The 13818-nt window shown below is 73.3% G+C and carries 13 protein-coding genes and 2 pseudogenes; 4 read left to right on the forward strand and 11 right to left on the reverse strand.

The window, feature by feature from the left end; genetic code table 11:
* Window positions 1-94: 94 nt before the first annotated feature.
* Window positions 95-580 (reverse strand): annotated as a pseudogene (locus ABZZ79_RS18360) (two-component sensor histidine kinase); the annotation flags it as partial.
* On the opposite strand from ABZZ79_RS18360, the gene ABZZ79_RS18365 reads away from it, so the two are divergent.
* Both ABZZ79_RS18365 and ABZZ79_RS18370 read left to right on the forward strand, forming a co-directional pair.
* Window positions 543-1103, forward strand: coding sequence for an ABC transporter permease (locus tag ABZZ79_RS18365; RefSeq protein WP_356689964.1), 561 nt, complete (start codon window positions 543-545; stop codon window positions 1101-1103). The pseudogene ABZZ79_RS18360 and the gene ABZZ79_RS18365 overlap by 38 nt on opposite strands.
* A 69-nt stretch (window positions 1104-1172) precedes the next feature.
* On the forward strand, window positions 1173-1604 hold the full coding sequence (locus ABZZ79_RS18370) for a hypothetical protein (RefSeq protein ID WP_356689965.1): 432 nt from the start codon (window positions 1173-1175) through the stop codon (window positions 1602-1604).
* Window positions 1605-1641: 37 nt separating this feature from the next.
* Here ABZZ79_RS18370 and mug read toward each other — a convergent pair whose 3' ends face one another.
* The 8 genes and pseudogenes from mug to ABZZ79_RS18410 all read right to left on the reverse strand — a co-directional run bounded on the left by mug (window position 1642) and on the right by ABZZ79_RS18410 (window position 11329).
* Entirely contained in the window at window positions 1642-2178 is a 537-nt protein-coding gene (mug, locus tag ABZZ79_RS18375; protein WP_356690079.1) for a G/U mismatch-specific DNA glycosylase, read from the reverse strand.
* Window positions 2179-2183: 5 nt separating this feature from the next.
* Window positions 2184-3626: an adenylosuccinate lyase gene (purB, locus tag ABZZ79_RS18380; RefSeq protein ID WP_356689966.1), complete on the reverse strand. Its 1443-nt coding sequence runs from the start codon at window positions 3624-3626 to the stop codon at window positions 2184-2186.
* Window positions 3627-3992: 366 nt separating this feature from the next.
* Window positions 3993-4775, reverse strand: coding sequence for an SGNH/GDSL hydrolase family protein (locus ABZZ79_RS18385; RefSeq protein WP_356689967.1), 783 nt, complete (start codon window positions 4773-4775; stop codon window positions 3993-3995).
* A gap of 147 nt (window positions 4776-4922) precedes the next feature.
* Window positions 4923-5936: a hemolysin family protein gene (locus ABZZ79_RS18390; protein ID WP_356689968.1), complete on the reverse strand. Its 1014-nt coding sequence runs from the start codon at window positions 5934-5936 to the stop codon at window positions 4923-4925.
* Window positions 5936-7273 carry a hemolysin family protein gene (locus ABZZ79_RS18395; RefSeq protein ID WP_356689969.1) on the reverse strand — a complete coding sequence of 446 codons (1338 nt, stop codon included), beginning with the start codon at window positions 7271-7273 and terminating at the stop codon, window positions 5936-5938. Before ABZZ79_RS18395 ends, ABZZ79_RS18390 begins: the two co-directional genes overlap by 1 nt.
* 145 nt (window positions 7274-7418) lie before the next feature.
* A pseudogene (locus tag ABZZ79_RS18400) lies at window positions 7419-7718 on the reverse strand (GNAT family N-acetyltransferase); the annotation flags it as partial.
* A 123-nt stretch (window positions 7719-7841) separates the two neighbouring features.
* A complete protein-coding gene (locus ABZZ79_RS18405) occupies window positions 7842-10412 on the reverse strand; it encodes an FtsX-like permease family protein (protein WP_356689970.1) in 2571 nt (856 codons plus the stop codon).
* A 5-nt stretch (window positions 10413-10417) separates the two neighbouring features.
* Complete coding sequence (locus tag ABZZ79_RS18410) at window positions 10418-11329, reverse strand: ABC transporter ATP-binding protein (RefSeq protein ID WP_356690081.1); 912 nt, start codon at window positions 11327-11329, stop codon at window positions 10418-10420.
* A 356-nt stretch (window positions 11330-11685) separates the two neighbouring features.
* Between ABZZ79_RS18410 and ABZZ79_RS18415 the strand changes: the two genes are divergently transcribed.
* Together ABZZ79_RS18415 and ABZZ79_RS18420 are read left to right on the forward strand one after the other, a co-directional pair.
* Window positions 11686-11916, forward strand: a complete 231-nt coding sequence (locus ABZZ79_RS18415; protein WP_356689971.1) for a toxin-antitoxin system HicB family antitoxin — start codon at window positions 11686-11688, stop codon at window positions 11914-11916.
* A 4-nt stretch (window positions 11917-11920) separates the two neighbouring features.
* Window positions 11921-12295, forward strand: a complete 375-nt coding sequence (locus ABZZ79_RS18420; RefSeq protein WP_356689972.1) for a fic family toxin-antitoxin system, toxin component — start codon at window positions 11921-11923, stop codon at window positions 12293-12295.
* Between the two features lie 25 nt (window positions 12296-12320).
* Here ABZZ79_RS18420 and ABZZ79_RS18425 read toward each other — a convergent pair whose 3' ends face one another.
* On the reverse strand, window positions 12321-13007 hold the full coding sequence (locus ABZZ79_RS18425) for a class I SAM-dependent methyltransferase (protein ID WP_356689973.1): 687 nt from the start codon (window positions 13005-13007) through the stop codon (window positions 12321-12323).
* Between the two features lie 72 nt (window positions 13008-13079).
* Complete coding sequence (gene bioD, locus ABZZ79_RS18430; RefSeq protein ID WP_356689974.1) at window positions 13080-13790, reverse strand: dethiobiotin synthase; 711 nt, start codon at window positions 13788-13790, stop codon at window positions 13080-13082.
* Window positions 13791-13818: the final 28 nt, after the last annotated feature.

Genomic DNA, 13818 nt, shown 5'->3' on the forward strand with positions numbered 1-13818 from the left:
CACCGGACGCCGCTTCCTCGACGGGCAGACGTCGCCTGCCGGGGCGCTGGTCGAGCCCCTGCGGCTGCCCACCCGGACCGGGCGCCTACGGCGGTCAGCCCAGCGGCAGTTCCGCCAGCACCCGCCAGTCCCCGTCCTGCGGGCCGGTGTCCGCCAGGCCGCCGAGCAGCGCGGCGCGCTCACGTATGCCGCGCAGACCGCTGCCCCGGCCGGAGGAGGCGACCGCGCCCGGCAGGGCGTTGCGCACCTCCAGGCCGAGCGTGCCGTCGGCGACCCGCATCCGCACCCGCACGGGCACGGCTCCCGCGTGCCGCAGCACATTCGTCAGCGCCTCCTGGAGGATGCGGTACCCCTCGCGCGAGACCGGGCCCGGCACGGCCTCCAGCGGGCCGCTCACCTCGGCGTCGACCTTCGCCCCGGAAGCCCGCGCGGACTCCAGCAGCCGGTCGGCGTCGGCGAGGGTCGGTCTGGAGCTCACCGGCTCCCGCGCCTCGCGCAGCACGCCCAGCACCCGGTCCAGATCCTCCAGGGCCGCCCGGCCGGTGGGCTTGCTGCCCGGGCAGATCGCCGTCATCGCCTTCGGCGCCCTGGCCGTGTCGGCGGAGTTCCACAACGGATTCCTGCGCGTCTCGCTGGCCGCGGTGCCGCGCCGCGGCCGGTGGTTCGCGGCCAAGGCGGTGGCCGTCGGCGTGCCGTCCCTGGTGACGGGCCTGCTGACCGCCGCCTGCTCGCTCGCGGCGGCCCGCGCCTCGATGGGCGGCGCGGCGGACACGCTGACCACCGGTCAGCAGACACGCGCGGTCGTGGGCGGCGGCGTCTACCTCGCGCTGATGGCCCTGCTCGCGGCCGGGCTCGCGGCGCTGCTGCGCAGCGGGGTCGGCGCCCTCTCGATCCTGGTGCCCTTCGTCCTCGTCGTCTCCTTCGTCGTCGGGGACGCCGCCGGGAAGGTGACCGACTTCCTGCCCGACAAGGCAGGTCAGGTGGTGCTGCACCAGACCTGGGAGGGCACGCTCGGGCCGTGGACCGGCCTCGCCGTGACCGCCGGATGGGCGGCCGCCGCGCTCGCTGCCGGGGCCTGGCGGGTGCGCCGCCGGGACGCCTGACGCCCCGCCCGGCCCCGCCGTCCCCTGACGCCCCGCCAATTGTCAGTGGCGGCGGGTTTACTGGGAGGCATGGACATCGCGCGGTACCTGGACACCATCGACCGGCTGTGCTCCCGCCCCTTTCCGGCGCAGCACGGCTGGTCGGACGTGGGCCGGGCGGGGCCGGGCTACTGGATAGCGGAGTTGGCGGGCGGGGACGGAGACGAGCCGTGCGGGACACGCGCGGCGGAGCAGCTGGAGGCGTACCGGGAGGGCATAGCGCAGCGGCTGGACGAGCGCTGGGGAGCGCAGCCGGGCTGGAGCACGCTGACACTCCAGGTGCGCATGGGGCGAGGTGAGGAGATACCCGAGCCGTGGGGGAGCGTCGAGGAGCTGCTGGACGAGATGTCGCTGTGGCAGGCGTCGGGCAGCGACCGCTGGGTGGCCGTGGGGGTGGCCGCGCGAGGGGAGCCGGACGAGATCAGACTGCTCGCCGTGGTGACCGAGGTCGACCCGCCCTGAGCCGGACGGGAACCTCCGAGGGGGACGACAGGGCTGCTCAGCCCCGCGCCGCCACGCGCAGGCGCGCGAACTCCTCCGCCATCGTCGCGGCCGTCCAGTGCGCGTTCAGACCGCTCGGATTCGGCAGCACCCACACACGCGTGCCCCCGATCGTCCGCTCCTGCGGCCCCATCCCGGCCCCGCGCTCGCCGAAGGCCGTCCGATAGGCGGTCACCCCCACCACCGCCAGCCAGTTCGGCTTCAGCCGCTCCACCTTCGCCGCCAGCAGCCGCCCGCCCTCGCGGTACTCCTCGGCGCTCAGCTCGTCGGCGCGGGCGGTCGCCCGGGCCACCACATTGGTGATCCCGAGGCCGAAGGACAGCAACTCCCCCTGCTCGGCGGGCTTCATCAGCCTCGGGGTGAACCCGGACAGATGCAGCACCGGCCAGAAGCGGTTGCCGGGGCGGGCGAAGTGATGGCCGGTCGCGGCGGTCATCAGACCGGGGTTGATGCCGCAGAACAGCACGCGGAGGCCGTCCGCGACGACGTCCGGTACGAGACGGTCGCGGGCGGCCTCCAGGTCCTGAGCGGTCAGGCGGGTCAGAGAATCGCTCCCGGCGTGTAGCCCGCGGCCTCCGGGTGCTGCTTGACGATCTCGTCGATCCGGCCGACCACCACGGCGACCTGCGCGGCGGCGGCGCCCGTGAAGGACAGCTTGTCGGCCATCAGGGCCCCCAACTGCTCCCGGTCGAGCGGCAGACGCTCGTCGGCGGCCAGCTTGTCCAGCAGGTCGTTGCGCTCGGCGCCCTGCTCACGCATGGCCAGCGCGGTGGACACCGCGTTCTCCTTGATGGCCTCGTGGGCGATCTCGCGGCCCACCCCGGCCCGCACCGCGCCCATGAGGACCTTGGTGGTGGCCAGGAACGGCAGGTAGCGGTCCAGCTCCCGGGCGACCACGGCCGGGAACGCGCCGAACTCGTCGAGCACGGTCAGGAACGTCTCCAGCAGACCGTCCAGCGCGAAGAACGCGTCCGGCAGCGCGACCCGGCGCACCACCGAGCAGGACACGTCGCCCTCGTTCCACTGGTCGCCCGCCAGCTCGCCGGTCATCGAGGCGTAACCGCGCAGGATGACCATCAGGCCGTTGACGCGCTCGCAGGAGCGGGTGTTCATCTTGTGCGGCATCGCGGAGGAACCGACCTGGCCGGGCTTGAAGCCCTCGGTGACCAGCTCGTGCCCGGCCATCAGCCGGATCGTCTTGGCCAGCGACGAGGGCGCCGAGGCGAGCTGCACCAGCGCGGTGACGACCTCGTAGTCCAGGGAGCGCGGGTAGACCTGGCCGACGGAGGTGAAGGCCTGAGCGAAGCCGAGGTGCCCGGCGATCCGGGTCTCCAGCTCCGCCAGCTTGGCCGCGTCGCCGCCGAGCAGGTCGAGCATGTCCTGGGCGGTGCCGACCGGGCCCTTGATGCCGCGCAGCGGGTAGCGGCCGAGCAGCTCCTCCAGACGGCCGTAGGCGGCGAGCAGCTCGTCGGCGGCGGTCGCGAACCGCTTGCCGAGGGTCGTGGCCTGCGCGGCGACGTTGTGGGAGCGGCCGGCCATGACCAGCTCGGCGTACTCGCCGGACAGCTTGCCCAGGCGCGCCAGCACGGCCACCGTGCGGTCGCGCATCAGCTCCAGGGAGAGCCGGATCTGGAGCTGCTCTACGTTCTCCGTCAGGTCGCGGGACGTCATGCCCTTGTGGACCTGCTCGTGCCCGGCGAGGTCGTTGAACTCCTCGATCCGCGCCTTCACGTCGTGCCGCGTGACCTTCTCGCGCTCGGCGATGGAGGCCAGGTCGACCTGGTCCAGGACACGCTCGTAGTCGGCGAGCGCCGCGTCCGGCACCTCGATGCCGAGGTCCTTCTGGGCCCGCAGCACGGCGAGCCAGAGCTGACGCTCCAGCTTCACCTTCTGCTCGGGGGACCAGAGCGTGGCGAGCTCGGCGGAGGCGTACCGTCCGGCGAGGACGTTCGGGATGCGGGGCTTGGCGGGCGCTGAAGTCACGTGTCCAGATTCTACTGGCGATTCGTGCAGGCCAGCGCCACGGGCCGGTTCGGCGGAAGCTACGAGACGGCCGTCACGTGCCGGGCCCGGTCCGCTGACCCGCCCGTCATGCCGTCCGAAGGGCGCCCCATCGCCTTCCCGTCACCGGGCCGACGACCCCGAGCGGCAGGCGGGAATCCGTCAGACAGGCGGCCCTGGGCCCCAACAGTTCGCCCCGTCGCGACGCCCGGCACGCCCTCTCGCCGCACCGGGCGGGAACCCGAGTACATCCAGTACCAGGGCCGGCACCCGGCTCTCCCCGGAGGGGACCCCCGGAGCACGCACCGGACGCCGCTCCTTGACGGGCGAACGCCGCCTGCCGGGGCACTAGACCGCGGGCCCCTCGAACGGCAGCAGTTCCGGGCGCTTGGGCGCGCGGCCGTCGCCCGAGGAGCGGCCGCTCAGCCGGCGGGCGATCCACGGCAGCAGGTGCTGCCGGGCGAACCGCACGTCCGCGACCCGGCGCGCGGACCAGCCGGGCGGCAGCGTGGCCGGCGGCGGCACGTGCCAGTCCGTGTCCTCGGGATCGTGCCCCAGGGACTGCCAGACCGCCTCGGCGACCCGGCGGTGGCCGTCGGGCGTCAGATGCAGCCGGTCCACGTCCCACAGCCGCGGATCGCTCAGCGCGGGCGCCCCGTAGAGGTCCACCACCACCGCGCCGTGCCGGGCGGCGAGCTCGTCGACGCAGTCGAACAACTCCTCCATGCGAGGCCGGAACCGCTCCAGCACCGGGCCCTGCCGGCCGGGGCTGCGCATCAGCACGAGCTGCTCGCAGGCCGGGGCGAGCCGCTCGACGGCCTCGGTGAGCAGACCCTTCACACGTCCCATGTCGCACTTGGGGCGCAGGGTGTCGTTCAGGCCGCCGACGAGCGTGATCACATCGGCCTTCATCGCCGCGGCGGTGGCCACCTGCTCGTCGACGATCTGCCCGATCAGCTTCCCGCGCACCGCCAGGTTGGCGTACCGGAAACCGGGCGTGCGCGCGGCCATCCGCGTCGCGAGCAGATCCGCCCAGCCCCGGTAGGAGCCGTCGGGCAGCAGGTCGGACATGCCCTCGGTGAAGGAGTCGCCGACGGCGACCAGACTGGTGTACGTGGGGTTCTTCTGCATGGCGTCAGCGATGGTAACCCGGTTCCATACCCAGCGGTCGGTCAGCCCCGGACGGCCTGGGCGGGAAACGCGATCGGCCGGGGCCGACGACCCCGGCCGGCCCGCGGGAAGCGCGGGTCACCCCGGCGTCCGGCCCGCCGGCCCCGCTCAGGCCTGCTGCCCGAACAGCTCCCGCAGCACGTCCTCCATCGTCACCAGCCCGGCCAGCCGGCCGTCGTCGCCGAGGGCGGCGGCCAGATGCGTCCGGCTGCCGCGCATCGCCGTGAGGACGTCGTCCAGCGGCGTGGTCTCCTTGACGCGGGCGATGGGCCGCATGTCGCGCAGCCGGAAGGCGACGTCCTGCGGCGAGGCGTCCAGCGCGTCCTTCACATGCAGATAGCCCGCGATGCGACGGCTCTCGTCCACGACCGGGAACCGGGAGAACCCGGACTCCGCCGACAGCCGCTCCAGCTCCTCCGGGGTGACCCCCACATGCGCGTAGACGACCCGTTCCAACGGCACCACGACGTCACGCACCGGCCTGCGGCCCAGTTCGAGGGCGTCGTTCAGCCGCTCGCGCGCGCGGGCGTCGATCAGCCCGGCCTCGCCGGAGTCGCGGACCAGACGGGCCAGCTCGGCGTCCGAGAAGGTCGCGGTCACCTCGTCCTTGGTCTCGATCCGCATCAGCTTCAGCAACCCGTTGGCGAAGGCGTTGATCGCGAAGATCACCGGCCGCAGCCCACGGGCCAGCGTCACCAGCGGCGGGCCGAGCATCAGGGCGGTGCGCACCGGCTCGGCGAGCGCGATGTTCTTCGGCACCATCTCGCCGAGCAGCATGTGCAGATACGTCGCCAGGGTCAGCGCGATCACGAACGACACCGCGTGGCCAGCGCCGCTCGGCACGCCCAGCGCGTGGAACACCGGCTCCAGCAGGTGCGCGATCGCCGGTTCGGCCACCACACCGAGCACCAGGGTGCACAGCGTGATGCCGAGCTGCGCGGCCGCCATCAGCGCGGACACATGCTCAAGGCCCCACAGCACGCTGCGCGCGCGCCGGTCACCGTTCTCCGCGTACGGCTCGATCTGGGACCGGCGTACGGAGATCAGCGCGAACTCGGCACCGACGAAGAAGGCGTTGACGACCAGCGTCGCCAGACCGATCAACAGCTGTACCGCGACCATCACCGGCCCCCTTCCTCGTTGTCGACGGCGTCGTCCAGCGGAGCGTGCAGCAGCACCCGGGCGGCCCTGCGGCCGGTCGCGTCGACCACGTCGAGGCGCCAGCCGCCCACCAGCACACTGTCGCCCTCGGCCGGGATACGGCCCAGTTCGGTGGCGACGAGGCCGGCCAGGGTCTCGTACGGCCCGTCGGGCGGACGCAGACCGACCCGCGCGAGCTGGTCGATACGGGCGGCACCGTCCGCGGAGTACAGGGCCTGCCCGTCCTCGTCGGTGCCGGCCGGGGCGAGGTCGGGTGTCTCGTGCGGGTCGTGCTCGTCGCGGACCTCGCCGACGACCTCCTCGACGATGTCCTCCAGGGTGGCGACGCCCGCGGTGCCGCCGTACTCGTCGATGACGACCGCCATCGTCCGCTTGCCGGACAGCCGGTCCAGCAGCCGGTCGACCGTGAGGGACTCCGGGACCAGCAGCGGCTCACGCATCAGCTCGGCGACCCGGACCCGGGCCCGCCGCTCCGCGGGTACGGCCAGGACGTCCTTGATGTGCGCGGTGCCCACCACCGAGTCGAGGTTGCCGCGATAGACCGGGAAGCGGGACAGGCCCGTCGCCCGCGTGGCGTTCGCGACGTCCTCGCAGGTCGCCTGGACGTCCAGGGCCACGACCTGCACGCGCGGGGTCATCACGTTCTCCGCGGTCAGGTCGGCCAGGTTCAGGGTCCGCACGAACAGCTCGGCCGTGTCCGCCTCCAGCGCCCCCGCGCGGGCGGAGTGCCGGGCGAGCGCGGCCAGTTCCTGCGGCCCGCGCGCCGAGGCCAGTTCCTCGGCGGGCTCCAGCCCGAACCGGCGCACCACCCGGTTCGCCGTGTTGTTCAGATGCGCGATGAAGGGCCGGAACGCGGAGCTGAACAGCCGCTGGGCGTTGCCCACCCGCTTGGCCACCGCCAGCGGCGAGGAGATCGCCCAGTTCTTGGGCACCAGTTCGCCCACGACCATCAGGAACACCGTCGACAGGCCCGTGCCCAGCACGAGCGCCAGTGAGGAGGCGGTCGACTCGGAGATGCCGAGGGACTCCAACGGGCCCGCGATGAGCCGCGAGATGGACGGCTCGGCGAGCATGCCGACCACCAGGTTGGTGACGGTGATGCCGAGCTGCGCCCCGGAGAGCTGGAACGTGAGGCTCCGGACGGCCTTCAGGGCACCGGCCGCGCCGCGCTCACCGCGCTCGGCCGCCTGCTCCAGGGCGCCACGCTCCACGGTCGTCAGCGAGAACTCGGCCGCGACGAAGGCGCCGCAGGCGAGCGAGAGCAGGATCGCCACCAGCAGGAGGAGCACTTCGGTCATCGGGTCACCTCCGTCCCATGATCGGACAGGGTGGCGGGTAGTGCGCGATGTCGGCTACTGGGAGGCTCGCCCATGGACGGACGCTCACACCTTTCATCGGAGGACCGGATATGGCACCCCAATGGTAAAGGGTCGGCAAAGCATGTCAGTCGGCGAGGGGCTTCACCCAGCGCAGCCACTGCTCCTGAGGCGTGTACCCGGACGCCCGCCAGGCATGCTGTGCCCGCTCGTTGCGGGTCAGCACCATCGCGTCGCCGCGCCGCCCGCCCAGTCGTACGAACCGCTCCTCGGCGGCCGTCAGCAGGGCCGAGCCGATCCCGCGACGGCGCCGCTCCGGGTGCACCGCGAGCCGGTACAGATGGCAGCGCCAGCCGTCGAACCCGGCGATCACCGTACCCACCAGCCCGCCGTCCAACTCGGCCAGCAGCAGCGCCTCCGGGTCGCGCTAATCCGCAGGTCGGTCATGCGGTGATCACACCACGCGGGGCTCCGCCGGGCCGCGAATTCCACCATGCGGGACGCGCGGGCCCGGACGCACCACCGGGCCCGACGCCGGGGCCTGACTGCCTCACTCGTGCGCGATGGCCTCCAGCACGTTCATCCGCGACGCCCGCGCGGCCGGCAGCAGCGCGGCCACCACGCCGACGACCGCCGAGCCGATCACCACCGCCACTATCGTGCTCCACGGGACCGCCAGGGCGGTCATCCCCTGCAGGGCCAGCACCTGCTGCATCGACACACCCCACACCAGCCCCAGCGCGAGCCCCAGCAACGCGCCGAACACCGCGATGACCACCGACTCCAGCCGGATCATCCGCCGCAACTGGCGCCTCCCCAGCCCGATCGCCCGCAGCAGCCCGATCTCCCGGGTGCGCTCCACGACCGACAGGGCGAGCGTGTTGACCACACCGAGCACCGCGATGACGATCGCCAGCCCGAGCAGCGCATACACCAGGTACAGCAGCACCGCGATCTGATCACGGATCAACTGCTTGTAGTCCGCGAGATCACGCACCTGGACCTGCGGGTACTCGTCCAGCGTCCGCTCCAGGTTCGCGCGCAGGGCGTCGACGTCGGTGCCCGCCGCGGCGTTGACGTAGACCACCGAGTCCTGGCCGCCCGGCGCGTACCGGTCCAGGGTGGACAGCGAGAAGTAGATCCCGCCCTGGTTGCCGAAGCCGTCGGCGGACTCCTGGTCGGTCAGCGCGCCCACGGTCAGCTCGGCGGTCTGCCCGCTGCGGAACTCCACGGGGACCGCGCTGCCCACGCGGACGCCGTGGCCCCGCGCGAAGTCGACGTCCATCGCCAGGTGCCCGTCGGCCAGCGCGGCCGCCGTGTCGCCCTGCGCGTAGGTGAGGTTCGCGACCTCGTCGAGCTGAGGGTCGTAGCCGGCCGCCGTGGTCTCGACGCGGTCGCCGTCGGGCAGCCGGACGGCGATCGGGGTGAACCGCGAGCGCGCCACCAGGCCCACGCCCTCGGTGTCGCGGATCTTGTCGGTGACCTCGGCCGGGAAGGGCACGAAGTTGGCGTTCTGCACCACGAAGTCGGCGCCCAGCGTCTGGTCGATCTGTTCGTCGAAGGACCGGGTCATCGACGCGCTCGCCACCGACATGCCGCCCACCAGCGCGAGCCCCACCATCAGCGCGGCCGCCGTGGCGCCCGTACGGCGAGGGTTGCGCAGGGCGTTGCGCTGGCTCATCCGGCCGACCGAGCCGAACAGCGCCGGGAAGCCCGCGCCGAGCACCCGGATCACCGGACGCACCAGCAGCGGGCCCGCGATCACGGTGGCCACCAGCGTCAGCACCACGCCGAGGCCGAGCAGGGACGCCGCGGAGGCGGTCTCGGACGCCGCGGCGCAGCCCACCAGGGCCGCCGCTCCGGCCGCCCCGACGACCGTGCCGACCACGGCCCGGACCCGCATGGGCTTGCCCACCCCGGCGATCTCCGCGTCCGCGAGGGCCGCCATCGGGGACACCGTGGCCGCCCGGCGGGCCGGGAGGTAGGCCGCGACGAAGGTGACGCCGACACCGACGACGTACGCCGAGACCGGTGTCACCCAGCCGACCACCATCTCGGTGGCCTTGATGTTCATGCCGAGCAGGCCCATCAGCTCGATCAGCCCGGCCGCCAGGCCGACACCGGCCGCGAGGCCCAGTGTGGAGCCGACCAGCCCGAGCAGCAGCGCCTCGGTGAGCACCGAGCGGCGCACCTGACGCCGGTCGGCACCCAGCGCGCGCAGCAGGCCCAGCTCACGCGTGCGCTGGGCGATCAGCATCGAGAACGTGTTGACGATCAGGAACACACCGACCAGCACGGCGACCCCGGCGAAGCCGAGCATCACGTACTTGATGACGTCCAGGAACCCGCCGAGCTGCTCCACGTCCGACTCGGCCTGCTCGTCGGCCGTGCGCAGCGTGTAGGCGCCGCTGTCCCCGAGCGCGGCCGCAACCCGCCGCTTCAGCTCGGCGTCGCTCACGCCGTCCGCCGCGTCGACGTTGATGCTGGTCGCGGCCTTCGGGTCGCCCAGCAGCTTGGCCTGCGCGGTCGGCGGGTCCAGGAACAGCAGGGACGCGCCGGGGTTGGTGGTGGTGAAGGTGACGATCCCGGCGACCTTCACCTCGAAGGATCCGGGGGCGGCGATGACCGTGAGGGTGTCGCCGATGCCGAGGTTCTTGCGGTCGGCGGTCTCGGAGTCCAGCAGCGCCTCGGCCGGGCCGTGCGGCGCGTGACCCGAGGTGAGCTCGACGGGGCTGCGCTCGGTGGGGTTCCAGCCGGTGCCCATCGTCGGGGCGCCGGTGGTCGGGCCGACCGAGTCGTTGTTCTCGTCGACGACGGTGATGCCCTGGACGTCCACGTCCACGCGCGCCCGGGCTACGCCGTCGACCTGGCTGATACGGTCCGCGAGCGCGGCCGGCAGGGTCGGGGTGAAACCGGTGGGCACGGCCTCGTCGAGTTTCTCGTCCGGACTGACCGTCACATCGGCGGCCGTCGAGGCGAACAGCCGGTCGAAGGTACGGCTGACCGTGTCCGAGAAGATCAGGCTGCCCGCGACGAACGCGACGGACAGCACGACCGCCAGCGCGGACAGCAGCAGCCGTCCCTTGTGGGCCAGGAAGCTGCGGAGAGTCGCCTTGAGCACGGGTCTCAGGCCTCCTTGGCGGCAGACCCGCCGTCACCGGGACCGCCGGTACCACCGGAGTCGCCCGCCGGGCCGCCGGCAGCCGCCGTGGCGCCCGGGGACGCAGCGGCCCCACCGCCGCCCGAACCGCCCTCCGACGGCCCGCGGATCACGTCGAAGCGCTTCATCCGCTCCAGCACCGCGTCCGCGCTGGGCCGCGCCATCTCGTCCACGATCCGCCCGTCCGCGAGGAACAGCACCAGGTCCGAGTGGGCGGCGGCGCCCGGGTCGTGGGTCACCATGACCACGGTCTGCCCGAGCGTGTCGACCGCTTCCCGCAGAAAGCCCAGCACCTCCAGACCGGCGCGCGAGTCGAGATTGCCCGTCGGCTCGTCCGCGAAGATCAGCTCGGGCCGCGAGGCCAGCGCACGGGCACACGCGACCCGCTGCTGCTGACCGCCCGACAACTGCGTGGGCCGGTGCTCGAGCCGGGCCCGCAGCCCGAGCGTGTCGATCACCTGGTCCAGCCACCGCGCGTCCGGCTTCTGCCCGGCGATGTCCATCGGAAGGGTGATGTTCTCCAGCGCGTTCAGCGTGGGGATCAGGTTGAACGACTGGAACATGAAGCCGATCCGGTCCCTGCGCAGCCGGGTCAGCTCGCGGTCCCGCAGCCCGGTGATCTCGGTGTCGCCGAGCCAGACCTGTCCGGCCGAGACGGCGTCCAGCCCCGCCAGACAGTGCATCAGCGTGGACTTGCCCGAGCCCGACGGGCCCATGACCGCGGTGAACCGGCCACGTGCGATGTCCACGTCCACCGAGTCCAGGGCCAGCACGGCCGTCTCTCCCGAGCCGTACGCCTTGGTCAGACCGCGGGCGCGCGCGGCGACGGAGTCGGCCGCCGCAAGGCCCGGGGCGTGCTCCGCAGCAGATGTGGACAAGGCCGCCTCCTCGGAAGTGGACATAGGGCACTCCCTTGTCGAGGCCGAGCCTAGTGTGAGCCGGGGCGCAGCCGGTATCCCTCTTGAGTCCCGCCTCTCCCTCCACCTCAGGTACAAGGTCGCCGCGACCTCTGTAGGGGACACCGGCTGTGGGCCCGCGCGAGGGACGTGCGCGGTGGGCCCGCGCGAGAGACGTGCGCCGTGGGCCCGCGCGAGGGGCACGCACCGTGGGCCCGCACGAGCGACGTGCGCCGCGCGGCGCACGCGAGGGACACCCGCCGTGCGCCCCCGCGGCGCACCCCGCGCCCCGAAGACGCCCCTTGCCCGCGCTAGCGCATCGGCGCTAGCTTCGAGGCATGGCGAAGACCCAGCTGAACGTCCGCGTGGACGAGGGCACGGCCCGCGCGGCGCGCGAACGCGCCCTGGCCCGCGGCATGAGCGTCAACCGGTACATCGAGGAACTCGTCCGGCAGGACACCGGCGAGGTGGGCCACACCTTCGTGGAGGCCGCCGCCGACTTCATGAAGAGCTACGAGTCCGTCTTCGCCGAGGAATTCGGCGAAGGACAGCGCGAAGGCCGTCCCTGAGCCGTTGAGCGACCTCAGGATCGACCTCGCCTGGCTGCTGATGCTCGCCGAGCAGAACACCCCCGGTGACCCCCAGGTCACCGACTGGGGCGCCCTCGTCGCCGCCGTCGCGCGCCACCGGGCCGAGATATTCGACGTACCGGTGTACGAAACCCCGCACGCCCGCGCGGCCGCACTGCTCCAGCTCCTGATCCACATCCCGGCACTGGAACGCTCCAACGCCCTGTTCGCCTGCGCCGTCGCCTACGCCTACCTCGTCGCCAGCGGACTGAAGGTCGTCACCTCGCCCGAGCAGGTGCGCGACCTCGCGCGGCTGGTCAAGACCGGGGAGGCGTCCGTCCAGGACATCGAACGCGAACTGCGCCAGTGGAGCGAGTGACGCCGACCGCGGCACCCGGTCCGGCTCAGTCCGACGCGGGCGGCCGCCACGCGGTGCCCAGCACACAGAACGAGGGCGGCAGCACCGGCCCCGTCTCCGGCAGCAGCATCGAGCGGTAGGGCCCCAGTTCGAAACCGGCCTCCCGCAGCGCCGCCACCGGGTCCCGGGACAGATGGCAGCCGCCGTTGAGCCGCGGCCACACCGTCCGGTCCAGCACGCGCTGCGTCATCCGCATCGCCGGGCCGCCGCCCCGCCCGTGCTCGAAGAACCGCAGCTGACCGCCCGGCCTGAGCACCCGCCGCACCTCGGCCATAGCCCGCGGCACATCGCGCAGACTGCACATGACCAGGGACAGCACGACCGCGTCGAACGCCTCGCTCTTGACCGGCATGGCCTCCGCCGTGCCCGGCACCACGTCGACCGGCACGTCGGCGCGCACCGCGGCCTCCACGGCCAGCGCCCGCAGGGCGCGCTCCGGCTCGATGGCGACGACCTCCGAGACGGTGTCCGGATAGTGGGTGAAGTTCAGTCCGTTGCCCGCGCCCACCTCCAGCACCCGCCCGGACAGCCCGGCCAGCATGCGCCGGCGCACCCGGGCCATGCCCATCCGGGTCTCGGCGGCCACGCTGACCCGGGCGTAGTACCGGGCGAACAGCGGGTGGTGCACGGGATCGTGCCCGGACCTGCCGGTCACGGCCGACCGCAGCGGCATGGGGACCTCCATCTCACGACGGGCCTTACCCCGATTGTGCCCCTCCGGCGACCCGCGCACCCCCCGCGATGTCTACGCCTCGGTGCCGAACGCCGTCGCGTCCCACACCCCGTCCAGGCGGGGTGCCAGCCAGCCGGGTGCCTCGGTGCGGAACCGGGCCGGTTCCAGCGCCCCCGCGCCTTCCGGCAGCGCGCCCAGCAGCGGAGCGTCGGCCACCTCCGGCAGATCCGCCACATTGCAGCGCGAGGCCAGGTCGGGCTCGGCGGGCCAGCTGCCGATGACCACACCGGCCAGGTCGAGCCCACGGCGGCGCAGCTCACGGGCCGTCAGCTCGGTGATGTTCAGCGTGCCGAGGCCCGCCGAGGCGACCACCAGGACCGACGCGCCCAGCAGTTCGGCCGCGTCGGCGAGTGTGGTGCCCTCGTCGTCGAAGCGGACCAGCAGCCCGCCCGCACCCTCGACCAGCACCAGATCGTGCTCCTCGGCCAGCTTCGCCGCGGCCTCCGCGATCTCGTGCGGCCGCACCGCAGCGCGCCCCGACCGGCGCGCGGCCGTCCCCGGGGCCAGCGGCTCCGGGTAGCGCGCGAGCTCGGCCGTCGTCACCTCGCCCGCCAGCCGCACGACCTCGTCGGCGTCCCCGCGCTCGTCCGGCCGTACGCCCGTCTGCGCGGGCTTGAGCACAGCGACCGACCGGCCGGCCGCGAGCGCGGCGGCGGCCACCGCGGCGGTCGTGACCGTCTTGCCGACCTCCGTGCCCGTACCCGTGATCACCAGGACCGGCATGTCGTCCTTCCTGTTCGTCCTCGCCACC

The organism is Streptomyces sp. NPDC006458, assembly GCF_040612135.1.
Lineage (GTDB): Bacteria > Actinomycetota > Actinomycetes > Streptomycetales > Streptomycetaceae > Streptomyces.

Excerpts from the sequence above, each read along its gene's own strand:
- ABZZ79_RS18370 (WP_356689965.1), top strand. The coding sequence starts at position 1,173 with ATGGACATCGCGCGGTACCTGGACACCATCGACCGGCTGTGCTCCCGC.
- ABZZ79_RS18385 (WP_356689967.1), bottom strand. The coding sequence starts at position 4,775 with ATGCAGAAGAACCCCACGTACACCAGTCTGGTCGCCGTCGGCGACTCC.
- ABZZ79_RS18390 (WP_356689968.1), bottom strand. The coding sequence starts at position 5,936 with ATGGTCGCGGTACAGCTGTTGATCGGTCTGGCGACGCTGGTCGTCAAC.
- ABZZ79_RS18395 (WP_356689969.1), bottom strand. The coding sequence starts at position 7,273 with ATGACCGAAGTGCTCCTCCTGCTGGTGGCGATCCTGCTCTCGCTCGCC.
- ABZZ79_RS18415 (WP_356689971.1), top strand. The coding sequence starts at position 11,686 with ATGGCGAAGACCCAGCTGAACGTCCGCGTGGACGAGGGCACGGCCCGC.
- ABZZ79_RS18425 (WP_356689973.1), bottom strand. The coding sequence starts at position 13,007 with ATGCCGCTGCGGTCGGCCGTGACCGGCAGGTCCGGGCACGATCCCGTG.
- bioD (WP_356689974.1), bottom strand. The coding sequence starts at position 13,790 with ATGCCGGTCCTGGTGATCACGGGTACGGGCACGGAGGTCGGCAAGACG.